We start from the raw sequence: 20,316 nt of genomic DNA, 5'->3' as shown, positions 1-20,316 counted from the left end.
CCTCTCCCCTTGGCGCCCTCCGGCGCCTCTCCGCAGCCCCCCCGCCCCCGGGGGCGGGGGGGCTGCGGAGAGGCGCCGGAGGGCGCCAAGGGGAGAGGCCCGGTGGACCTCGGAGAAGAACTCGCCGTGACTCGCAGGATCCGGCGCGACCTCCACCTCGAGGCCTCCGACGCCGCCAGCTGCACGGTTTGTTCACGGTAACAGGGCGTCTGCGCAAACTCAACGGCCCCCGTGAGCGGGGGTGGCATCACTTCACGGCGCCTGCGGTCCGCGCGGTCGCTTTCGTCACGGAGGAAGGATCCGCGGCGCCCCGTGGAACGGCGCAGGCGACGTGGGCCGGATCGGACGTTCGTCGTGAGTCGTGATCAGCACCGCCGTCCCGAGCCGCCGCCCTCGGCCCTCCACCGTCGCTCGGGCCTCCGCCTCCGCTGTCAAGAGGGGAGAGACGGCCCGCGCCCCTCGCCTAGGGTGCCGGGATGCCCCGCACCCGGACGTCCCGCGCCGCCCTCGCCTGGCGGGAGGCGGTCACCGGCTCGCGCCTGATGCTCGCTCTCAAGACGGCGCTGGCGGTCGGCATCGCCTGGGCCGTCGCGCCGCTCGCTCCCGGAGTCGCGGAGCAGTACCCGTACTACGCGCCGCTCGGCGCCCTCGTGAGCATGTACCCGACCCTGATGGGCTCGGTCCGCACCGGACTGCAGACCCTGCTCGGCCTGGCGGCGGGGATCGGGCTCGCCGCCCTCGTGGTGGTCACCGTCGGCCCGACCTGGTGGACGATCCCGCTCGTCGTCGGGATCGGCGTGGTCCTCTCGGGGACGGGGTGGTTCGGCGCGGGCCGCGAGTACGTGCCGATGGCGGCCCTCTTCGTGCTGATCATCGGCGGGGCCGACGCCGAGGACTACTCCCTCGGCTACCTCGTGCAGATGGCGGTGGGCGTGGTGGTGGGGCTGCTGGTGAACGTGGTCGTCGCCCCCGGGCTCACCGTCGAGGCGGCGTCCGCCCGGGTCGACGCGTTCCGGCGCGAGCTCGCGGAGCACCTGCGCCAGCTGGCCGCCGCGCTCGAGGAGACGTGGCCGCCCGAGCACGAGGCCTGGGCCCGCAACGGCGAGGAGCTGGCCCGGACGGCGGAGGAGGTCCGCGCGGCCCTCGCGGACGCGGACGAGAGTCGCAAGGGGAACCCGCGCGCGCTGCTGCACCGCCGCGACTCCCGGTCCGACCACCTCCGCCTCGAGACGCTCGACGCGATCCTCTTCCACGTCCGCGATCTGAGCGGCGCCCTCGCGGACACCATCTGGGAGCGGCCGGGCGCGCTCCCGTTCGATCCGGCGCTCGGCCCGCCGCTGAGCGAGGCCTGCCGGGCGGTCGCCGACGCGATCGACCGCGACGACGCCGGCTCCCCCGCCGCGCACCGGGCGATCGGAGGCGCGGCCCGCGCGATCCGGCACCTCGTGCAGGTCGTCGACGAGCGGACCGCCGCGACCTCCCGGACCCTCGGGCCCGGCGTCCTCGCGGCGATGCACCTCCGCCGCGTCCTGGTGCACCTGCAGCACGACGGCGCGGAGCCGCAGGAGGAGTGAGGGCTGGCGCCTCCCGCCCCATACTGATATGGTAATGGGACATCAGGAGGACGGGGACGACGTGGAGCGGACGGTGACGACGACGAGCCTCCGTGGTCGCACGCCGGAGCGGGCGACCACGGAGGCTCACCTGGCCTTCGGGCAGGCGCTACTCGCAGACGAAGAAGGCGACCTCCACGTAGCCCATCGTCTGCGAACGGGTGTCGACGTCGGAGTTCTCGACGGTCACGCCGGACGCGGCGAAGCTGCTGCCTCCTGCGCCCGTCGACGCGTTGGCCGCGTAGGAGCCGCCACCCCGCACCCACAGGGAGGTGCCGCCGCCGGCACCGCCGAAGTAACCGCCGCCGCCACCACCGGACGCGTAGGTCACCTGGCGGCTCGCGTTCGTCCTGGCTGCGCCGGCACCGCCGTCGCGCCCGGAGCCCGGGCTGCCGAGAACCGTCTCGGTCACGTTGACCGTCGTCACACCGGGCTGCCCCGGCCCGGTCTGGCTTCCGCCGGTGCTCGGAGCCTGCTCGGTGGAGCCGGTGCTGCTGTCCGCGCGCGAGACGGCGCTGTCGTAGCCGGAGCCGCCGACGGGACCGCCGGACCCCGCGTTCGGCCCGACGCGGGCGGACCGGGTGAAGTCGTTCGAGGTGAAGCCGGCTGCGCTACCGCCGCCGCCGCCCGCGATGACGAGCAGGGAGCCCGCGGCGGTGATCCCGCTGGCCCCGCCCCCTCCTCCGGAGCCGATGTAGCCCGGAGTGCCCGGAGCCCCGCCGTTGCCGAGCCCCTGGCCGCCGGCCTGGTTGCTGCCGCCCGAGCCCGCGGTGATGACGATCTCGGACGCTCCGCCGAGCGCGTCGACGGGGATGGTGCCCGTCACCCGCGCACCGGCGTTGGTGACGTCCGACCCGGTGCGGGCGCCGCCGCCGTCTCCGCCGACCGCCGTGAAGCGGACCCACTGGGTTCCCGCGGGCACGGGGATCGTCCGAGCCGCGAGCGCGGTGGTCGAGGTGGCGTCGATGCGCTGCGCGTCCTGCAGGGCGCACTGGGGGGCGGTTGAGGCCGACGCCATCGGAGCGGCGATCGAGGCGGCCACAACAGGAATCGCCCATGCGGCGCCCTTCACCACGGTTCGGCGCTGGGTCAGACGATCGGGGGCGCCGGTCGGCGTGCTGGTGTCTTCGTTCTGCATCGGAGTCCTTCTGTCATCGTGCACCCCTGGGTATCGGGGGCAGAGTCGGGTGAGAGGCGCGGGAGGATGCCCGTGCCGCTCCGACAGAGTCGCCTGCTCCGCGACGGGGCACGCCGCTCGAGGCTGCTCTGGCGCGAACCTGCCCAGAGGCGGCGCGCCGCGCCTCCCGCGCCTCATCCTCAGCAGCTTCTCCGCACCGCCGACCAGTCGACCACGACGTCGTAGATGCCCCATCGGGCTCGCCGACACGGACCCTCCGAGCGGGCGGCCCGACTCGCGAGCACCCTGGACCGCGCGGCCCGGAGAGCCCGCGACGGGCGAGCGCAGAACCCGACGTCAGTCCGGCGCCGGCCCGCGACGGCCGAACGGGCAGCCCGGTAGCAGCCCGGCGTCAGCCCGCGTCGGCGAGCAGCGCCTCGCGGTCGAGCCGCTTCGCGTAGCAGCGGGCGCTCGGCTCGTCGCCCCAGTAGCCGTAGCCCGCGATCGGGTCGTAGCCGGCGCTCGCATAGAGCGCCATCGCCTCCGGCTGCTCCGTGCCGGTGACCAGTCGGAGCAGCTCCACGCCCTCGCGGGCCGCCAGCCGCTCGACGCCGGCGAGCAGCACGCGGCTGAGCCCGCGGCCCCGCGCGGCGCTCACCACGAACATCCGCTTGATCTCGCCGATGCCGTCCTCGACCGCGAGCGCCACGCAGCCGACGAGCCCGCCGTCGACCTCGAGCAGCAGGGTCGGAGCGTCGGCGGGCGGACGCGGACCGGTGTCGTCGCCGCCGTAGCGGGCGAGGAGGTCGGCCTCCTGCAGGGCGAAGAGGTCCGTGGCTGCCGGGTCTCCGGCCGTGGTCTCGATCAGGCGGTGCACGGCACGATGCTACGGCGCGGCGGCGAGCCCCGCGGCGATCCCGGTCAGCTGCTCGAGCACGGCCCGCACGGCCGAGCGCTCCAGCGTCTCGGGCCGGGCGAGGCAGTCGATGTGGCGGCCGAGCCCCGGGATCCCGAGCGGCCGCAGCACCACCTCCGGCGTGCGCCGCAGGTCGGTCGTGTACCGCGGCAGCAGCGCGACGCCGTCGCCCGCCGACACGACCGCCGCCGCGACCAGGAAGTCGTTGATCCGGTGCGGGATGCGCGCGTCGCCGCCCGCGAGGACCGCGATGGCGTCGATCGCCCGTTCCAGGGGGAAGCCCTCGTGCACCGCGACCCACTCCTCGTCGCGGAGGTCGGCGGGGCGGACGACGTCCTTCGCGGCGAGCGGATGGTCGCGGCGGAGCGCGAGGTCGAGCGGCTCGAAGAGGAGGGGCGTGGAGCGCACGGTCCCGGGCCACTCGGCGCTGCCGGCGAGCCGGTGCGCGACGACCAGGTCGTGGTCCGCGGTCAGCCCGGCGAAGGCGCTCTGCGCCACGTCGAAGTCGGCGAGCGCGACGCCCGGCCGACCCGGTGCGCGCAGCGCCTCCAGCAGCGGGCCGAACATCGCCAGCCCCGCGCTGTGGAACGCGGCGACCGAGACCGTGCCGCTCGGCTTCTCCTCGAAGTCCGCGACCGCCCGGGCCGCGCGCTCGAGCGCCACCTCCACCTCGACCACGGCCGCCGCGAGAGCGCGGCCGGCGGGGGTCAGCGCGGTCCGGCGCCCGTCGCGGAAGGTCAGGGCCGTCGGAGTGCGGCGCTGCAGCGCGCTGATCTGCTGCGAGACGGAGGAGGGGGACACCCGCATCGCGGCGGCGACGGCGGCGATGCTCCCGCGCTCGCCGAGCTCCCGCAGAGCCCTGAGCTGTCCGAGTTCCATGAGTTCCAACTTACGCGTCGGCGAAGAAGATGCAGTCTTGTCCTTCGGGTCTCCGTGCCGCCACGATGAGCCGTGCGCGCTCTCCTCTCCCGCTTCCGGGTCGACCTCCTCCTGCTCGTGGTCGCCGCCTCCTGGGGCTCCACCTACTTCGCGGCGAAGGAGCTCGTCACCGACTCCAGCGTGATGGCGCTGCTCGGCTCGCGGATGACCCTCGCCGCCCTGTGCCTGGCCGTGATCGTCGCGGCGCGGCGGCACCGGATCAGCGCGGCGGAGTGGCGGGTCGGCGTGACCATCGGGGCGCTGCTCGCGACGATCTTCGCGCTCGAGACCTACGGCATCGCCGGCACCTCCGCCACCAACGCGGGCCTCATCATCAGCCTGACGATCGTGATCACGCCGATCCTCGACTCCGCCGTCTCGAAGCGCCGCCTCCCGGGCCGCTTCCTGCTCGCATGCCTCGTCGCGGTCATCGGAGTCGCGCTGCTCGCGGGCAACGGCGCCCTCCGCCCGCTCTCCCCCGGCGACCTGCTGATCCTCGGCGCCGCCGTCGTGCGGGCCGTGCACGTCACGTCGATGCACCGCCTCTCGGCGCGGGCGCCGATGGACTCCCTCCGCCTGACCACGGTGCAGCTCGGCACCTGCGCCGTCGTCTTCAGCGCCGCGTCGCTCGTCGTCGGCGTGCCGATCCCCGAGTACGTCGCGGGGCTCGACCCCGTGGGCACCGGCCTGTTCCTCTACCTCGTCCTGGTCTGCACCGTCTTCGGCTTCCTCGTGCAGACGTGGGCGGTCCGCCGCACCTCCCCCTCCCGCGTCAGCCTCCTGCTGGGCACCGAGCCGGTGTGGGCCGCGGTCGTCGGAGTCGCGCTCGCCCGCGACCCGATCGCGCCGGTCGGCTTCCTCGGCATCGCGCTGATCCTCGCGGGCACGGCCTGGGGGCGCTCCCTCGAGCAGCGGACGGCACCCGACGTGCCGACCGCGGCGGCCGCTCCGGAGGCGCTGCTCGCCCCCGAGCCGGAGGACGAGCAACGGCGTCCCGTCGAGCGGTAGCCGGGTCAAGGGACTCGCGTGCGGCGTCCCGATGTGGGGGAATCGGGTCGGGAGGCGTCCGCCGCGGGCGCCGCCGGAGGAGGATCCATGTCGCTCAGCGTGCTGTTCATCGGCGGGACGGGCATCATCAGCGCCGCCTGCGTCCGCGAGGCGCTGCGGCTCGGCCACGACGTGACCGTGCTGAACCGGGGGCGGACGTCGCTCCGCCCGCTGCCCGAGGGCGTCCGCGAGGTGCAGGCCGACGGCCGCGACCGCGACTCCGTCACCGCCGCCCTCGGCGACCGGAGCTTCGACGCCGTGATCGACTTCGTCGCCTTCACGCCCGAGCACGTGCAGCAGGACATCGACCTGTTCTCCGGCCGCACGGGCCAGTACGTCTTCATCAGCTCGGCCTCGGCCTACCAGAAGCCGCCGCGCAGCCTCCCGGTCACCGAGTCGACTCCGCTCCGGAACCCCTACTGGCAGTACTCCCGCGACAAGATCGCGTGCGAGGACCTGCTCGTGGCCGAGTACCGCGCGAGCGGCTTCCCGGTCACGATCGTCCGCCCCTCGCACACCTACGACCGGACCGCGCTGCCCGTCGACGGAGGCTGGACCGTCGTCGACCGGATGCGCCGCGGCCAGGAGGTGGTCGTCCTCGGCGACGGCACCTCGCTCTGGACACTCACGCACGCCGACGACGTCGCTGTCGGCCTGGTCGGTCTTCTCGGCGCCTCCGCCGCGATCGGCGAGGCGTTCCACATCACCGGCGACGAGACGCCGACCTGGGACGAGATCCACCGCGACCTCGCCGCGGCGGCCGGAGTCGAGCCACGCCTCGTGCACGTCGCCTCCGACGCGATCGCCGCGGCCGACCCCGAGCTCGGTGCCGGGATCATCGGCGACAAGGCGCACTCGATGGTGTTCGACAACGCGAAGATCCGCCGCCTCGTCCCGGCGTACTCCCCCTCGGTGCGCTTCAGCGACGGCGCCCGCGAGATCGTGGAGTGGTACGACGCCGACGAGTCGCGCCGCGTGGTCGACGAGCGGATGAACGGCCTGTTCGACGCGCTGATCGAGCGGTACCGGCCGCGCCCGCTGTGAGGGTCGGGCGGAGGGGGTGCGCGAGTCCGCCGGCTCCGCCCCTCCCGGCCGCTGCACCCCGCTCGGCTCCTCCACCTGCGCCGGCGCCCCCGCTCAGCCGATCGGCTCGAGCCGCACCAGGAACCCGCCCGGCACTCCCGGCTGCAGCTCCTGGTACTCGGACGGCACGCGGTAGGAGCCCTCGCCGACCGCGGTCACGGTGAACGCGTCGTCCGTGCGGGTCCCCGCGAGGAAGACGGTGTAGACGTCGGTGCCGTCCTCGGTGGTGCGCTTCCCGGCCGCCGCGCCGACCCAGCGGTGCCCGCCCGGATCGGCCGTCGTCGCCCCGAGGGTCGCGTCGATCGCGGCCGGGTCGACGCCCACAGTGCGGATCCCGTCCTGGCACTCGCGCCAGACGCCCGTGAATCCCGGGTCGGGGTCGGAGTAGCAGAACATCATCGACCCGTCGGGCGCGACGTGCAGGTCGCCGTAGCCGCCGACCACCGGCCCGGAGACGGGGGCGGCCGTGGGCCCGGTCGTCGGCTCGGGGTCGGCCGGCGCGGTGCACCCGGCGAGCGCGAGGACGAGCACCGCCACCGCTCCCGCTCGCCACCTCATGTGCGCAACCTACTGGAGCCGCGCCCCCGCCCGTCCGTGTGCCGAGCCGGGAGTCGGCCGAGCGTCCGCCGGGAGCCGGCCCGCCCTCAGACCAGCCGGCGGCCGCTGAAGCGGTCGACGGGGGCGTCGTGGCGCATCGCCCGCTCGTACATCCGCCGGAACGGCTCGGTGAGCAGGCCGTTCGTGCGGTCCAGCGAGTCCTGCCAGGCCACGATCTCCCCCAGCTGCGCGGCGAGATCCGCGCGGAGGGCCGCCTCGTCGACGGTGGTCGAGACGCCCTTCGAGACGACGACCCGGCCCGCGACGATCACGGTGTCGATCGACGAGCCGTTCTCGGAGTAGACGAGCTGGTTCTCGAGCCGCTGGCGCGGGGTGAAGTTCAGCGTCTCGAGGTCGTAGACGACGAGGTCGGCCTGCTTGCCGACCTCGATGCTGCCGGTGACGTCGTCGAGCACGGCGCTGCGCGCGCCTCCGATCGTGCCGGCCGTGAGCACCTCGGACACGGTCGGCCAGGTGGCGATGTCCGGATCCGTGACCTTGTGCAGGAGCGCCGCGGCCTTCACGACGTCGAGCATGCGCGGCGAGTCGCTGCTCGAGCAGCCGTCGGTGCCGAGGCCGAGGTTCACGCCCGCGTCGTGCAGCGCGCGCCACGGGGCGATGCCCGAGCCGAGCTTGAGGTTCGAGATCGGGTTGTGCGAGACGGACGTGCCGGCGGCGGCGATCCGCTCCATGTCGGAGTCGGTGAGCCAGATCCCGTGGGCGAAGGTCGTGTTCGGCGAGAGGGCGCCGATCCGCTCCATGTACTCGACCAGGGTCGAGCCGTAGGACAGCTCGCCGGTCACCAGCTGCGTCTTCGTCTCGAGGACGTGGATGTGGCACTCCGCCCCGTGCTCGAGCGCCAGCTCGGTCGCCCCCACGAGCAGCTCGGGCCCGCACCGCTGAGGAGCGGACGGGGCGACCATGTAGCGCAGCCGCCCGCCTCCCCTCCCGTGCTGGGTCGCGAACGCCTCGCGGCTGAAGGCGAGGTAGCCCTCCGTCGTCGGGCGCGACGCCGACCGCGCCTGGTCGAGGATCTCCGCGGGCACGTACTCCTCGAGGAACGGCATCGTCTCGTGGAAGGGCCTGCTGATCACGTGGCCCGAGATGTTGGCGCGGACTCCGATCTCGTCGTACGCATCGAAGACCGCGGCGAGCTGCTCAGCGTCCTGGTCCGGGTTCTCGAGCACGTCGTCGACCAGGGTCGTGACCCCGGCCTTCAGCGATTCGAGGGCGAAGAGCGACGAGCGCAGCCGCACCAGATCCGGAGCGACGCGGCTGTTCCCGAGGATCGGGTACGACAGCAGCATCCACAGCTCGAGCGGCAGGTTGTCGTAGCGGCCCTTGTAGAGGTACTCCCACGAGTGGGTGTGGGCGTTGACGAAGCCGGGGACGACCAGGCGGTCGCGCCCGTCGATCACCTCGTCGCCCGGCTCGGGGACGAGGCCCGGGCCGATCGCGACGATCAGCTCGTCGACGATGCGGATGCTCGCCGTGATCGGGACGGCGCCCGAGACCGGGTCCATGGTGATCACTGCGGCGTCGGAGAGGAAGAGGGGCATGGCGGTTCCGTTCGTGGTGCGGGGTGGGACGGGGCGGGCCGGCTCGCGAGGGGGCCGGCCCGCGGAGGGGCTCGGGCTCAGCCGCGGACGGGCTCGGGCTCCGCGGCGACCGGCGCGGCCGACTCCCGGCGCTCTACCCAGGCGGGAGCGTCCCGGCCGAGCAGGAGGTAGGCGAGGCCGGCCGAGACTCCGCCCGCGAGCCACGAGACGTCGACGCCGCCGAGGGCGGTCGCAGCCGGACCCTGCAGGGCGGGCACCGAGCCGTTCATGAACAGCCAGGTCAGGGTCGCGCCGATCGCAAAGGAGAGCAGCGCCCGCCAGCGGACGTCCGGCAGCAGCGGCGAGCCGACGGGGGCGAACAGGTGCCCGAAGGAGCGGACGCGCGGCTCGAACACCGTGTAGTGCACCAGCACGATCGCACCCCACGGGGCGACCCAGCCGACGAGGCCGACCAGCCACGCGTCGAGCGTGGTGGCGAGGTCGTCCTGGAAGACGAAGAACACCGCGGCCGCGAAGGCCAGCACGCCGACGACGAGGCTGAGCGCGCGGCGCCCGAGCCGGATGTCGAGGGCCTGGGTCGCCATGCCGAACGAGTAGATGTTCAGGACGTTGGTCGCGATCGGGCCGTGCACCACCAGGAGCAGCACGGGGATCGCGAGGGCGCCGAAGTTCTCGACGATCAGCTCCCCGGGATCCACGGAGCCGTTCTTCGTCGCGAGGGTCGCGCCGAGGACGCCGAGCCAGACCACCGGGATGAACTGGCCGAGGACGCTGGCGAGGTAGAGCCCCCGCTTCGAGGAGCGGGGCCCGACGAAGCGGGAGTAGTCGCCGGCGTAGGCGAGCCAGGTGAGGCCCCAGCCGATGCCGATGGCGGTCATCACGATGGACATGGCCGCGATGCGGTCGCCGCCGGTGAGCGCGCCCTCCGCGGGGCCGGCGTAGGACCAGTCGATGTCGAGGAAGAACCAGGCGACGACCGACATGATCGCCAGCACCAGGAGGGTCGGCGGGACGGTCCAGCGCTCGAAGGCGGCGATCGCGCGGTAGCCGAGGAAGGAGATCGCGACCTGGACCGCCATGATCACCGCCGCCACCGCGATCTTCCAGCCGACGTTCGCCTGCTCCGGGTCGACGACGCCGACGGAGCCGAGGAGCGCGATGACCAGGTCGAGGACGATCCAGGTGTTGATGGCGCACCAGCCGATCACGACCACGGCCTGGATCGCGGCCGGGACGTAGTTGCCGCGCCGGCCGAAGATCGCCCGTCCCACGAGCATCCCGGTCGCCCCCGTCCGCTGGCCGAGGAGGACGAAGAAGCCGAACACCGCCATCCCGACGACGTTGCCGAGCACGAGGACGGTGACGGTGTCCGCCAGGCCGAGGCCCATGTTCACGCCGAGGGCGCCGAGCACCCAGTTGATGGGGGCGATGTTGGCGCCGGCTCAGATCCAGAACTGCCCGTCGAGCCGGGCGGTGCGTCGGGAGTCGGGCAGGGGACTCAGCGCGTCCTCGGCGTCGGCGGTGCCGTGCAGGGTGTCGGTGCTCATGGCGGATCCTCTCGGGGAGGGGGATGAAGGGGAGGGCGGGGCGCCCGGTGAGGCTCCACTCTCGTGCGGACCCGTTTCGGGCGGCGCGTCCGCGTGTAAATTCGCCGTGACGCGAGAGGACGTTCTGTATGGCCTACCTGCTGTCGGACGCGATGCGGGATCCGCGCCTCGCCGCCATGCTCCCGGTGGTGGCCGCCGGGCACGCGGCCGCCGAGCGCGCCGTGATCCGCTGGGCCCACACGAGCGAGCAGCTCGACATCGCGCCCCTCCTCCTCGGAGGCGAGCTGCTCCTGATGGAGGGCGCGCTCCTCTCGACCGACCAGGACCCGGCGGAGTGCCGCGAGTACGTGCGGTCTCTGGTGGATGCGGGAGTCGGCGCCCTCGCTCTCGAGCTCTCGCCGCGCCTGCCCGCGGTGCCGCCGCCGATCGTCGCGGCGGCCGACGAGCTCGGCCTCCCCGTGCTCGCCCTGCCCCGGCGCGTCCCCTTCGTGCAGGTCTGCGAGAGCATCAACACCCACCTCACCGAGCAGAAGTTCCGGAGCATCCGTCTGGCGGACAGAGTGTCCGGTCTTCTGGCCGACGCGGCCTCCGGGGACGCCGGCGTCGACGAGCTCCTGCAGGTCGTCGCCTCCGCGACGGGCGCCTCCGCCTCGCTCGTCTCGCTCACGGGCGACGAGATCGCCCGCGCCTCGCCCGGGCCGGGCGTCGACACGGAGCCGACGGCCGGGACGTTCTCGAACGTGCTGCACGCGGGCGACTCCCTCCTGGGCACCCTGCATCTGCGGGCCCACGCCGACGCCGACCTCCACGCCGTCGCCGTCGCGCTCGACCGGGCGCCGGACGTCCTCGCGATCGCCGTGCTCCGGCACCGCCCGCCGTCGGTCACCGAGCGGCTGACCGCCCAGCTCTTCGCGATCGCATCTGTCGAGCGCGCGGACCCGGCGGCCGACCTCCAGATCGACGCCTTCCTCGGCCGCCTCGGCGCCGGCTCCCGGGAGCGCTACCTCGGCGTCCGGGCCGACACCGGTCACGACGACCGGCGGCTCCGCGCTCTGCTCCGCCTCCTGACGGGCGCAGGAGCGGATCCCGGCCCGGTGCTCTGCGTGGTCGGCTCCGAGCTGCTGGCGCTGCTGCCGTTCGCCACCGCCGCCGCGATGGAGGAGGGCCGCGCGGAGCTGCTGCGCCTCGGCGCCGCCCTCGACTCGGACGCTCTGCTCTGCGTCGGCAGCGGGCTCGGCGGGCAGGAGCGGGTGCCGCGGGAGCTGGCGGAGGTGCGCGGCGCGCGCGAGTGGGCGCCCGCGGGCGGAGTCGTCGACTCGCGCCAGTACCGCCTGGAGCGGTTCGCGAGCTCCCTGCAGGACGATCCGGAGGCGGACGACCTCGTCGAGGAGGTGCTCGGGCCCCTGCGCGCCCAGCGCGGCGAGCTGCTCGCCACCCTCGAGGCCTTCGCATCGCTGTGGGGGAGCAAAACGGCGACGGCGTCCGCGCTCGGCATCGGCCGGCAGACCCTCTACGACCGGCTCGCGCGGATCGAGGAGCTGATCGGCCCGCTCGACTCGTCGCCGGCCCGCGCCCGGGTCGTCATGACCGCCGTCTTCCTGCACCGGGCGCGCGCGGCGCTCCCGGCGGGCCCGCCTCCGGTCGGGCGGATGTTCCCGCCTCCCGTCGAACGCTGACGCGGCCGGACGGGATCGACCGGCTCAGGCGGGCAGCAGCTCCGCGACGAGCGCCTGCACGCGGGCCCTGATGTCGTCGCGGATCGAGCGGACCTCCTCGAGCGGTCGGCCCTTCGGGTCGGCGAGGTCCCAGTCCTCGTAGCGCTTGCCGGGGAAGACGGGGCAGACGTCGCCGCAGCCCATCGTGATCACGACGTCGGAGGCCTGGACCTGCTCGGTGGTCATCAGCTGCGGGACGGCCTGCGAGATGTCGATGCCCTCCTCCGCCATCGCCTCGATCGCGATCGGGTTGATGCTGTCGCCGGGCTCGGAGCCGCCGGAGCGGACCTCGACGGCGCCGCCGGAGAGGGCGCGGAGGTAGCCGGCGGCCATCTGCGAGCGGCCGGCGTTGTGGATGCAGACGAAAAGGACGGTGGGGGCGGCCATCGGGGCTCCTGGTGTCGAGGGGCGGTGCTCGGAGGAGCACGGGGCGAGGGTAGCGCGCCCGGGCGAACGGCTCGCGCGCCTGCGGAGCCGCAGGAGACTCCGACGGCCGGGTCGGGAATATACCCCCCGGGGGTATGTTGCACTCCCCTGGACCGAACCGGAGGAGACACCATGACCGACCACGCCCACCACCACCCGACCACCTGGCGCGCCGCCGCCCTCGCGACCCTGCACTGCCTGACCGGCTGCGCGATCGGCGAGGTCCTCGGCATGGTGATCGGCTCCGCCCTGGGTCTGCCCGCCCTGGCGACGGTCGCCCTCTCGATCGTCCTCGCGTTCGTGTTCGGCTACGCGCTCACGCTGCGGGGCGTGCTCCGCTCCGGAGTGACGTGGCGCGCCGCCGTCGGCATCGCGCTGGCGGCCGACACCGTCTCGATCGCCGTGATGGAGGTCGTCGACAACACGGTGGTGCTCGCGATCCCCGGAGCGATGGACGCGGGCCTCTCGTCCGGCCTCTTCTGGGGCTCGCTCGCCGGCGCCCTGGCCCTGGCCTTCGTCGTCACGACCCCGGTGAACCGCCTGCTCATCTCCCGCGGCCGCGGCCACGCGGTCATCCACGGCCTGCACGGCTGAGCCGCGCGGGATCTCGATGCGCCGCCTGCGGCGGCTGCTCGACCAGCAGGAGGCGCGTGCCGATCGAGCCGCCCGGGCCGCGGGCGCCGCGAGATCCCGCCGGGCGTCAGCCCTGCAGGCGGCGGTAGTGGCGGTTGCGGACCGAGAGGATCGCGCCTCCGATCACCGCCGCGAGGAACGAGCCGGCCAGGACGCCGACCTTCACGTGGTCGTCGGACTCGCTGCCCGCGCCGAACGAGAGCTCGCCGACGAGCAGCGACACCGTGAATCCGATGCCGGCCACGAACGCCATGCCGATCACGTCCACCCAGCGCAGCGACGGATCCAGGCCGATGCCGCGGAACCGGGTCAGGAGGAAGGTGCTCCCGGCGATGCCGAGCGGCTTGCCGAGCACGAGGCCGGCGATGATGCCCACGGCGATCGAGTCCTGGAACGAGTCGACCAGGCCCGCGACTCCGCCGACCGTCACTCCGGCCGAGAAGAACGCGAAGACCGGCACCGCGACCGCGGTCGAGAGGACGCTCCAGCGATCGGCGAAGTGCGCGGCGAGGCCGTCGTAGACCGGGCGCCCCTCCGCGTCCGACCCCACCTGCACCCGGGCGCGCCTCGACGCGACGACCGGCACGGTGAAGCCGAGCAGCACGCCCGCGACCGTCGCGTGGATGCCCGAGGCGTGCACGAGCGCCCACGTCGCCACTCCGAGCGGGATCAGCACCCACCAGGCGCGCACGCCGCGCTGCACGCAGACCGCGAAGACCGCCAGCGGCACCAGCGCGAGCAGGAGCATCAGCACGTCGATGCCGGCGGTGTAGAAGACGGCGATGATCGTGATCGCGATGAGGTCGTCCACCACGGCGAGCGTGAGGAGGAACGTCCGCAGCGCCGGCGGGAGGAAGCGGCCGACCACGGCGATCACCGCGACGGCGAAGGCGATGTCGGTGGCGGCGGGGATCGCCCAGCCGTCCAGCGCGGCTCCTCCGCGGGGCAGGTTCACCGCGGTGAAGATCAGGGCGGGGACGGCCACGCCGCCGACGGCCGCGACGATCGGCACGAGCGCCGTCTTCGGGTCGCGGAGCTTGCCGGCGACGAACTCCTCCTTGAGCTCGAGCCCGACGACGAAGAAGAAGATCGCGAGCAGGCCGTCGGCCGCCCACGACCCGACGCTCAGCTCGAGGTGCAGGGCCTCGGGGCCGAAGCGGAAGTCGCGGACCGCGCTGTAGAGCGCGGACGCGGGGCTGTTGGCGACGATCAGGGCGAGGAGGGTCGCGGTGAGCAGGAACGCTCCGCCGACCGTGTCCTTCTGGAGGGTCTGGCGGAGTCCCCGCCAGATCGAGTGGGGGGCCTGATCGGCGGGCAGGGGCTGGTGCGGCATGAGGGGTTCCGTCCGGAGGGGTGGGCGTGCGCGGGGACGCGGCCGCGGGCTCCGGAGGAGGGGCGGTCGCGGGTCAGCCGCGCGGCGGCGGGCAGCCGGCGATCTCGCCGTGCGCGTTCGTCCCCCACGAGCTGAGCCATCCGTTCGTGCCCGAGGCGCGCTTGGTCAGCAGCTGCCGGGTCGGGTACGCCGCGGCGGCGCGCGCGCGGGCGCGGCTCAGCGGAGGGAGGGTCAGGGGCACCGCACCAGGGTACCGGTGGCACCCGCGAGGGGGCCGGGTGTGCACGAGCGCTCGGAGGAGGAGCCGCCCCTACCGCCGCCGAGCCACCTCGCCCGCTCCACTCAGGGGACCTCGTGCCCCCGGCCCGCCTGCCCGCCGAGCAGCGGGCGCAGCGCGGTCGCGACGGCGTCCGCGCGCTCCTCGCCGCCGAACCAGGCGTTGCCCGCCCGGACGAGCGGGTAGGCGGCCTCGAGGAGGTCGCGCCCCGCCGGGGTCAGGGCGATCCGGGAGTGACGGCCGCGGCCGCGCTCGGCGCCCCGGTCGAGCAGGCCCCGCTCCGCCAGCCCGGCGACCAGGGCCGTCATGCTCTGCGGGCGGACGCCGACGGCGCGGGCGAGGTCGGCCTGCGTCAGCCCGTCGGCCGCCGAGAGCTGCGCCAGCACGCCGAACTCGACCGGGCTGAGCCCGGCCGGCGCGAGCGCGTCGCCGACCCGCCTCGCCAGGTCGCGGGCGGCGCGGATGACCGTCCAGGCGGCGATCGCGTCGACGTCGTCGCGGGTCAGGGAGAACTCCGAGGACATGGACCGAGCGTAGCGGCGTAGTCTTCGAGTATCAGTTAGTTGATACCTAGGAGGAATCATGAGCGACGTGATCGCGATCACCGGAGTCACCGGCGACGTCGGCGGCAAGACCTTCGAGCGGCTCGTGGCGGCCGGCGCGCCCGTCCGCGCGATCGTCCGCCGGCCCGAGCAGGCGGCGGCCCTCGCGGCCCGCGGCCTCGACGCACGGATCGCCGGCCTCGGCGACGGGGCCGCACTGACCGCCGCGCTCCGGGGCGCCGACCAGCTCTTCCTGGTCACCGCCGCCACCCCGCGCCAGGCCGAGCACGGCGCCACCGCCGTCCGCGCCGCCCAGGAGGCGGGCGTCCGCGCGCTCGTGCAGCTCTCCGGCGGCGACGCGGCCGAGCACTCGCCGCTCCCCTGGGGCCGCGCGATCTGGCGGACCGACGAGCGGGTGCGCGCCTCCGGGCTGCCCGCGACGATCCTCCACGCCTCGGGCTTCCTGACGAACCTCGAGCCCTCGGCGCCCGCGATCTCGCGCGGCCTGCTCCCGCAGACGATGGGGCGCGGCGTCATCCCGTGGATCGACACCGCCGACATCGCCCGGGTCGCCGCGCACGTCCTCGAGGCGGGAGGGCACACCGGCGCCGAGCCCGTCCTCACCGGACCGGCTCTGCTCGACGGGCCCGGCGCCGCCCGCGAGCTGACCGCGGGGCTCGGCCGTCGCGTCCGCTACCTGCACCTGCCCAGCCGCGTGTTCGCCGCTGTCCTGCGCCTCACCGGCATGTCCGCGTGGCAGGCGGAGGGGCTCCGCCGGCAGTTCGGAGTCGTCGCCCGCCGCGGCCTGGACGGCGTCGACGTGCTCACCGACGAGGTCGAGCGGATCACGGGGACGCCGGCCCGCTCGACGGCCGACTGGGCGCGGTCCCGCCGCTCCGTGCTCCTCGGACGGGAGCAGCCGCGACCCCTGCACGCTCCACCCGGCACCGGTACCCCTACCCGTGGATCCGCCGCAGGCGCATCGTAGGGCTATGAAGCAGATCCAGTACGCCGGCGCGACCTTCCAGGTGGGGGACGCGGTCGCCGACGCACTCGTCTCCTACGCCTCCGGGCTCGCCGCCCACGGCCGCACCGACAGTGTCGAGCTCCCTGTGCTCGGCGGCGACGGCCACGCGACGGTCGTGACGCTGCTGCTCAACTCCGCGACGAGCCTCTTCGTCTCCGGCGCCGCAGGCCTCCTGCCCGGGCTCGACGAGAAGGCGGTCGCCGCCGACCTCCGCCAGCGGACGCAGTGGCTGGACGCGGTCCCGGCGGTCACCGCCGTGGAGCCGAGCGCTCCGGAGGACCTGATCTGGCTCGAGTTCCCGGAGGTCGCGGCCCTGATGGACCCCGAGACCGGCGCCCACTCCCCCGCGACGCTCCACCTCGTCGAGCACTCGCCGCGGCGCGACTCCCTCGTCTTCACCGTCGTCTACGTCAGCACCCTCGACCGCGACCTGGGCTCGGGGGAGATCCGCCGGCTGCTCGAGACGAGCCGCCGCAACAACGTCGAGCACGGCGTCTCGGGGATGCTCGTCTTCCGCGGCCGCCGCGTGATGCAGCTGCTCGAGGGCGAGGAGTCCGACGTGCGCTCACTCTACGCGCGGATCCTCGCCGACCCGCGGCACGAGGGAGTGGTCACCGTCTGGACCAGCGTGCACGAGCAGCGCCGCTTCCCGGACTGGTCGATGGGCTTCGACGAGCTCGACCTGCCCGTCGAGCGGCCCGCCTCCTGGCCCGAGCCGGACCTCCCCGAGCAGTCGATCGACGCCGTGGCGGACGACTACCTCCGCCGCCGGTCGGAGGCGCTGCGGAGCGCGCTGGTGAGCAGCGACCCCCTCGTCGCGAGCCTCGCCGTCATCCTGCACGGGCACCGCCCCGAGCGCGTCCTCGAGGGCGGCGCCGGAGTGCGGCTCCGCTGCGCCGAGTGCCGCGCCTTCGACGCCCACGACGGGTACGACTCCTACCCCTGCGCGACCGCGAGGACCGCGATCCAGGCGCTCGAGGCGGCCTGACGCGAGCCGGGCGGCCGTGCGGGATCACCGTCCCGGGGCACTCCGAGCGCACCCCCCTTCCGCGGGTCTGCGCAAGCCCGTCCGCTGGCCCCGGCGCGCCCCTAGGGTGAGGCCATGACCGATCCCGGCGCGGCCCGCCACGACGTCCTCATCATCGGCGGCGGCAACGCCGGACTCTCGACCGCGGGACGGCTGCGGCGCTCCGGAGTGGACGACGTCGCGGTGATCGAGCCCCGGTCGACCCACGTCTACCAGCCGATGCTCTCCCACGTCGCGGGCGGCACCGCACCCGCCTCCGCGGCGACCCGGCCCCAGGGCTCGGTCACGCCGAAGGGAGTCGTCTGGATCCAGGACCGCGTCGAGACGATCGACCCGGTCGCGCACACGGTCACCCTCCTCTCCGGCCGCACCGTCGGCTACGGGCAGCTCGTCGTCTGCCCCGGGATCCAGAAGGACTGGGCCGCGGTCCCCGGGCTCCAGGAGGCGATGGACTCGCCGTTCGGAGTGTCCAACTACGAGTACGAGTACGCCCGCAAGGCGTCGCAGGTGCTCCGCGAGGTCCGCTCCGGCACCGTCGTCTTCACGCAGCCCGGCGGCCCCGGCACCTGCTCCGGCGCCTCGCAGAAGCCGATGTACCTCGCCTGCGACTACTGGCGCGCGACCGGCGTCCTCGACCGCATCCGCGTCGTGCTCGTCGTGCCGACCCCCACCCTGTTCGGGATGCCGCTGATCGACTCCGAGCTCGAGCGGAAGGTGGCGGAGTACGGGATCGAGGTCCGCTACGGCCGCGAGCTGGTCGAGGTCGACGCGGCCGAGCGGAGGGTCGTCCTCGCCGTCGACGAGCGCGCGACCGCCCTCCCCGGCCCCGACCGCGCGCGGCGCTCGACCGACGGCCCGCGCGAGACGCTGTCGTACGACGTGCTGCACGCCGTGCCCCCGCAGTCGGCCCCCGACTGGCTGGCCGGCACCGGACTGGCCGCCGAGGGCGACGAGGGCGGCTTCGTCGAGGTCGACCCGCTGACCCTGCGGCACCCGCGGTTCCCCGACGTCTGGGGGCTCGGCGACGCGGCGGCCACGGTCAACTCGAAGTCCGGAGGAGCGCTGCGCCAGCAGACCACCACGCTCGCGAAGAACCTCGTCGCCGCGCAGAAGGGGCGCCCGCTCCCCCGCGTCTACAACGGCTACTCCGTCTGCCCCTTCGTGGTCTCGCGCTCGAGCGTGGTGTTCGCCGAGTTCGACGACCGCTACCGCCCGAAGCCGACCGTCCCCTTCTGGACGGGCCTGGCGAAGGAGCGGCGCCTCACCTATCTCGCCGACCGCCGCGTCCTGCCGTGGGTGTACTGGAACCTGATCCTGCAGGGACGGGCCTGAGCGTCCTCTTCCGGACATGTCCGGAAGAGGCGCTTGCCGCTGCCGGAGGCGCTCCCGAGACTGAGGGGTCGGCACCACCGTCCGACGTGCCCCCTCGTCTCCTGGAGGACCCGATGCGGCCCAGCCCGACTCCCGACCGCTCCGGCACCGCGCGATGACGACCGCGCAGGACTGGGGGCCCTCGACCGACGCGGACTCCGCCGGCGGTCCGCCTGCCTCGCGGAGGCAGCGCGTGCGCGCCTGGATGCGCGGCGGCTCCTTCGGGCCGACCGGCCTCACCCGGCGCGGCTGCCTCCTGGTGCTGGCGTCGGTGCTCGTGGTGGCGGTGCCGGTCGTCGCGCTGACGCTCGCGCATGTCGATCCGCACGCGTCGCTCAAGGTCTGGATCCTGGCGATCACGCTGATCGCGCTGGTCGGAGCGCTGCTCCGGGTCGTCGCCGACGCCGGTCCGGACCCGCAGGCCGACCTCGACCGCGCGGGCAAGGCGGTCGGAGCAGTGGCCGCGGCCTACACGGCGCTGGCCGTGATCATCGACTGGGGGATGCTGCACCTCTGAGGCGCGGTCAGCGGGCCTCGTCGCGAGGGTCGTCCGTGCCGTCGGGAGCGCTGCCGATCACGTCCGGTGTGCCGCCGGTGCCGCCCTGCGCGCTCCCGGTCCCGCCCTGCGCCGCTCGCTCGTCCTCGCGCCGGCTGAGCCAGCCCGGGCCCTCGCGCCGCAGCCGCTCCGCCTCCGGACTCGGGACGGGCGGCGCCGCCGGCCGCCGCAGGAGCCGCACCTGCCGGACCGCGCCGAGCACCACTCCGGCGCCGAACAGCGGCAGGCCGAGCAGGAGCACCAGCCACAGCGGCGCGTGCCGGCGTCCGCCGCCGACGACCGCGCCGAGATCCCAGCCCGCGTCCGCCGCCAGCCAGAGCATCCCCGCCACGAAGACGGCGCTCACCAGCGAGAGCGCCCAGGGCTGCGCGAGGAGGAGCGCCTGCGTGCGCTCCGTGCGGAAACCCTTCGCCATGCGCCGATCCTAGGCGGGCGTCAGCCGGCGAGGATCCGGTCGACCAGCCCCTGCGCGTCGCCCTCCGCGGGAACGATCTGCACGGTGTCGCCCTCGATCGGCTGCATGACGGAGAGCGCAGACTCGATCCGGTCGCCCACGCGGAGGAGGAGCCGGGCGTCGGCCCCCTCGTCGATGGCCGCCTGCGAGCCGCGGCGCAGGAGGGCGGCGCCCGCCTCGTCGAACCGGACGTCGACGACCCCCGTGCTCGGATCGGCCTCGACCGCGGCGACGCCCGCGCGGGTGAAGTCCTCGGGATCGACGAGGACGTCCTGCCCGCCGACCGGGACGCACTGCGGATCGGAGCCGGGCTCGCAGAGCGCCGAGACGGCGACCCCGAGGCCGCCGACGGGCTCCGGAGTGGCGGACGGGGACGCCGCGGGCGACGACCCGGCGGAGCAGCCGGTCAGGGCGAGCAGGAGGAGCGCGGCGGCTCCGGGGGCGGTGCGGCGGATCACGGGATCTCCTCGGGTCGCGTCGGAGCGCGCCACGATACCGAGGCTTCGGCGTAGCGGCCACTCGGCGGCACGGCTCCGGCGGAGCGGCTGCGGCGGGCGG

21 protein-coding genes are annotated in these 20,316 nt (G+C 74.5%); 9 read left to right on the top strand and 12 right to left on the bottom strand.

All coding sequences use genetic code 11. From position 1 onward, the window contains the following. The first annotated feature begins 476 nt into the window (after positions 1-476). Entirely contained in the window at positions 477-1,574 is a 1,098-nt protein-coding gene (locus C5B95_RS14110; RefSeq protein ID WP_104349451.1) for an aromatic acid exporter family protein, read from the top strand. Positions 1,575-1,722: 148 nt separating this feature from the next. Here C5B95_RS14110 and C5B95_RS14105 read toward each other — a convergent pair whose 3' ends face one another. The 3 genes from C5B95_RS14105 to C5B95_RS14095 form a co-directional block, all read right to left on the bottom strand. Continuing rightward, a complete protein-coding gene (locus C5B95_RS14105) occupies positions 1,723-2,751 on the bottom strand; it encodes a hypothetical protein (RefSeq protein WP_146076617.1) in 1,029 nt (342 codons plus the stop codon). Positions 2,752-3,142: 391 nt separating this feature from the next. After that, entirely contained in the window at positions 3,143-3,607 is a 465-nt protein-coding gene (locus tag C5B95_RS14100; protein ID WP_104226986.1) for a GNAT family N-acetyltransferase, read from the bottom strand. A 9-nt stretch (positions 3,608-3,616) separates the two neighbouring features. Beyond that, the gene (locus C5B95_RS14095) at positions 3,617-4,525 is read right to left on the bottom strand and encodes a LysR family transcriptional regulator (RefSeq protein WP_104349449.1); all 909 of its coding nucleotides are present in this window, start codon (positions 4,523-4,525) and stop codon (positions 3,617-3,619) included. Between the two features lie 72 nt (positions 4,526-4,597). Here C5B95_RS14095 and C5B95_RS14090 point away from each other — a divergent pair, with 72 nt between their 5' ends. Both C5B95_RS14090 and C5B95_RS14085 read left to right on the top strand, forming a co-directional pair. Further along, the gene (locus C5B95_RS14090) at positions 4,598-5,572 is read left to right on the top strand and encodes a DMT family transporter (protein WP_219812592.1); all 975 of its coding nucleotides are present in this window, start codon (positions 4,598-4,600) and stop codon (positions 5,570-5,572) included. Positions 5,573-5,659: 87 nt separating this feature from the next. Continuing rightward, positions 5,660-6,655 carry an SDR family oxidoreductase gene (locus C5B95_RS14085; RefSeq protein ID WP_104274134.1) on the top strand — a complete coding sequence of 332 codons (996 nt, stop codon included), beginning with the start codon at positions 5,660-5,662 and terminating at the stop codon, positions 6,653-6,655. Positions 6,656-6,748: 93 nt separating this feature from the next. Here C5B95_RS14085 and C5B95_RS14080 read toward each other — a convergent pair whose 3' ends face one another. The 3 genes from C5B95_RS14080 to C5B95_RS14070 form a co-directional block, all read right to left on the bottom strand. After that, positions 6,749-7,252 (bottom strand): hypothetical protein, encoded by a 504-nt coding sequence (locus tag C5B95_RS14080; RefSeq protein ID WP_146076616.1) that lies wholly within the window; start codon positions 7,250-7,252, stop codon positions 6,749-6,751. 86 nt (positions 7,253-7,338) lie between these two features. Beyond that, positions 7,339-8,850 carry an amidohydrolase family protein gene (locus C5B95_RS14075; protein ID WP_104349447.1) on the bottom strand — a complete coding sequence of 504 codons (1,512 nt, stop codon included), beginning with the start codon at positions 8,848-8,850 and terminating at the stop codon, positions 7,339-7,341. Positions 8,851-8,927: 77 nt separating this feature from the next. Continuing rightward, the gene (locus C5B95_RS14070) at positions 8,928-10,262 is read right to left on the bottom strand and encodes a purine-cytosine permease family protein (protein WP_374953146.1); all 1,335 of its coding nucleotides are present in this window, start codon (positions 10,260-10,262) and stop codon (positions 8,928-8,930) included. A gap of 263 nt (positions 10,263-10,525) precedes the next feature. Between C5B95_RS14070 and C5B95_RS14065 the strand changes: the two genes are divergently transcribed. After that, positions 10,526-12,073: a PucR family transcriptional regulator gene (locus tag C5B95_RS14065; protein WP_104349446.1), complete on the top strand. Its 1,548-nt coding sequence runs from the start codon at positions 10,526-10,528 to the stop codon at positions 12,071-12,073. 24 nt (positions 12,074-12,097) lie between these two features. Here the strand turns inward: C5B95_RS14065 and C5B95_RS14060 are convergent, their stop codons facing one another. Further along, complete coding sequence (locus C5B95_RS14060; RefSeq protein ID WP_104222419.1) at positions 12,098-12,499, bottom strand: arsenate reductase ArsC; 402 nt, start codon at positions 12,497-12,499, stop codon at positions 12,098-12,100. Positions 12,500-12,670: 171 nt separating this feature from the next. On the opposite strand from C5B95_RS14060, the gene C5B95_RS14055 reads away from it, so the two are divergent. Beyond that, a complete protein-coding gene (locus tag C5B95_RS14055) occupies positions 12,671-13,132 on the top strand; it encodes a DUF4396 domain-containing protein (RefSeq protein WP_104349445.1) in 462 nt (153 codons plus the stop codon). A 106-nt stretch (positions 13,133-13,238) separates the two neighbouring features. Here C5B95_RS14055 and nhaA read toward each other — a convergent pair whose 3' ends face one another. The 3 genes from nhaA to C5B95_RS14045 all read right to left on the bottom strand — a co-directional run bounded on the left by nhaA (position 13,239) and on the right by C5B95_RS14045 (position 15,305). Continuing rightward, complete coding sequence (gene nhaA, locus C5B95_RS14050) at positions 13,239-14,504, bottom strand: Na+/H+ antiporter NhaA (RefSeq protein ID WP_104335976.1); 1,266 nt, start codon at positions 14,502-14,504, stop codon at positions 13,239-13,241. A gap of 73 nt (positions 14,505-14,577) precedes the next feature. After that, a complete protein-coding gene (locus tag C5B95_RS17605; RefSeq protein WP_181027217.1) occupies positions 14,578-14,745 on the bottom strand; it encodes a hypothetical protein in 168 nt (55 codons plus the stop codon). A gap of 101 nt (positions 14,746-14,846) precedes the next feature. Then, the gene (locus C5B95_RS14045) at positions 14,847-15,305 is read right to left on the bottom strand and encodes a MarR family winged helix-turn-helix transcriptional regulator (protein WP_181068090.1); all 459 of its coding nucleotides are present in this window, start codon (positions 15,303-15,305) and stop codon (positions 14,847-14,849) included. 58 nt (positions 15,306-15,363) lie between these two features. Here C5B95_RS14045 and C5B95_RS14040 point away from each other — a divergent pair, with 58 nt between their 5' ends. The 4 genes from C5B95_RS14040 to C5B95_RS14025 all read left to right on the top strand — a co-directional run bounded on the left by C5B95_RS14040 (position 15,364) and on the right by C5B95_RS14025 (position 19,265). Then, positions 15,364-16,311 (top strand): NAD(P)H-binding protein, encoded by a 948-nt coding sequence (locus C5B95_RS14040; protein WP_104349443.1) that lies wholly within the window; start codon positions 15,364-15,366, stop codon positions 16,309-16,311. Between the two features lie 4 nt (positions 16,312-16,315). Continuing rightward, positions 16,316-17,338, top strand: coding sequence for a BLUF domain-containing protein (locus tag C5B95_RS14035; RefSeq protein WP_104257740.1), 1,023 nt, complete (start codon positions 16,316-16,318; stop codon positions 17,336-17,338). A gap of 114 nt (positions 17,339-17,452) precedes the next feature. Further along, a complete protein-coding gene (locus C5B95_RS14030; RefSeq protein WP_104349442.1) occupies positions 17,453-18,709 on the top strand; it encodes an NAD(P)/FAD-dependent oxidoreductase in 1,257 nt (418 codons plus the stop codon). Between the two features lie 232 nt (positions 18,710-18,941). Next, positions 18,942-19,265 carry a hypothetical protein gene (locus C5B95_RS14025; protein ID WP_104305349.1) on the top strand — a complete coding sequence of 108 codons (324 nt, stop codon included), beginning with the start codon at positions 18,942-18,944 and terminating at the stop codon, positions 19,263-19,265. 7 nt (positions 19,266-19,272) lie between these two features. Here the strand turns inward: C5B95_RS14025 and C5B95_RS14020 are convergent, their stop codons facing one another. After that, positions 19,273-19,719 carry a hypothetical protein gene (locus C5B95_RS14020; RefSeq protein ID WP_104247793.1) on the bottom strand — a complete coding sequence of 149 codons (447 nt, stop codon included), beginning with the start codon at positions 19,717-19,719 and terminating at the stop codon, positions 19,273-19,275. A 20-nt stretch (positions 19,720-19,739) separates the two neighbouring features. Continuing rightward, complete coding sequence (locus C5B95_RS14015) at positions 19,740-20,216, bottom strand: hypothetical protein (protein WP_104349441.1); 477 nt, start codon at positions 20,214-20,216, stop codon at positions 19,740-19,742. Positions 20,217-20,316: the final 100 nt, after the last annotated feature.

Source organism: Rathayibacter sp. AY1A7 (assembly GCF_002930845.1).
In the GTDB taxonomy this organism is placed as follows: domain Bacteria; phylum Actinomycetota; class Actinomycetes; order Actinomycetales; family Microbacteriaceae; genus Rathayibacter.
Note: the sequence above shows the minus strand (reverse complement) of the source record. Positions and strands in the feature narration are given on the sequence as shown.

Bases quoted from the DNA above. Each gene is read 5' to 3' on its own strand.
- C5B95_RS14110 (WP_104349451.1), top strand. From the start codon at position 477: ATGCCCCGCACCCGGACGTCCCGCGCCGCCCTCGCCTGGCGGGAGGCG.
- C5B95_RS14105 (WP_146076617.1), bottom strand. From the start codon at position 2,751: ATGCAGAACGAAGACACCAGCACGCCGACCGGCGCCCCCGATCGTCTG.
- C5B95_RS14095 (WP_104349449.1), bottom strand. From the start codon at position 4,525: ATGGAACTCGGACAGCTCAGGGCTCTGCGGGAGCTCGGCGAGCGCGGG.
- C5B95_RS14085 (WP_104274134.1), top strand. From the start codon at position 5,660: ATGTCGCTCAGCGTGCTGTTCATCGGCGGGACGGGCATCATCAGCGCC.
- C5B95_RS14080 (WP_146076616.1), bottom strand. From the start codon at position 7,252: ATGAGGTGGCGAGCGGGAGCGGTGGCGGTGCTCGTCCTCGCGCTCGCC.
- C5B95_RS14075 (WP_104349447.1), bottom strand. From the start codon at position 8,850: ATGCCCCTCTTCCTCTCCGACGCCGCAGTGATCACCATGGACCCGGTC.
- C5B95_RS14065 (WP_104349446.1), top strand. From the start codon at position 10,526: ATGGCCTACCTGCTGTCGGACGCGATGCGGGATCCGCGCCTCGCCGCC.
- C5B95_RS14060 (WP_104222419.1), bottom strand. From the start codon at position 12,499: ATGGCCGCCCCCACCGTCCTTTTCGTCTGCATCCACAACGCCGGCCGC.
- C5B95_RS14055 (WP_104349445.1), top strand. From the start codon at position 12,671: ATGACCGACCACGCCCACCACCACCCGACCACCTGGCGCGCCGCCGCC.
- nhaA (WP_104335976.1), bottom strand. From the start codon at position 14,504: ATGCCGCACCAGCCCCTGCCCGCCGATCAGGCCCCCCACTCGATCTGG.
- C5B95_RS14045 (WP_181068090.1), bottom strand. From the start codon at position 15,305: ATGTCCTCGGAGTTCTCCCTGACCCGCGACGACGTCGACGCGATCGCC.
- C5B95_RS14040 (WP_104349443.1), top strand. From the start codon at position 15,364: ATGAGCGACGTGATCGCGATCACCGGAGTCACCGGCGACGTCGGCGGC.
- C5B95_RS14035 (WP_104257740.1), top strand. From the start codon at position 16,316: ATGAAGCAGATCCAGTACGCCGGCGCGACCTTCCAGGTGGGGGACGCG.
- C5B95_RS14030 (WP_104349442.1), top strand. From the start codon at position 17,453: ATGACCGATCCCGGCGCGGCCCGCCACGACGTCCTCATCATCGGCGGC.
- C5B95_RS14020 (WP_104247793.1), bottom strand. From the start codon at position 19,719: ATGGCGAAGGGTTTCCGCACGGAGCGCACGCAGGCGCTCCTCCTCGCG.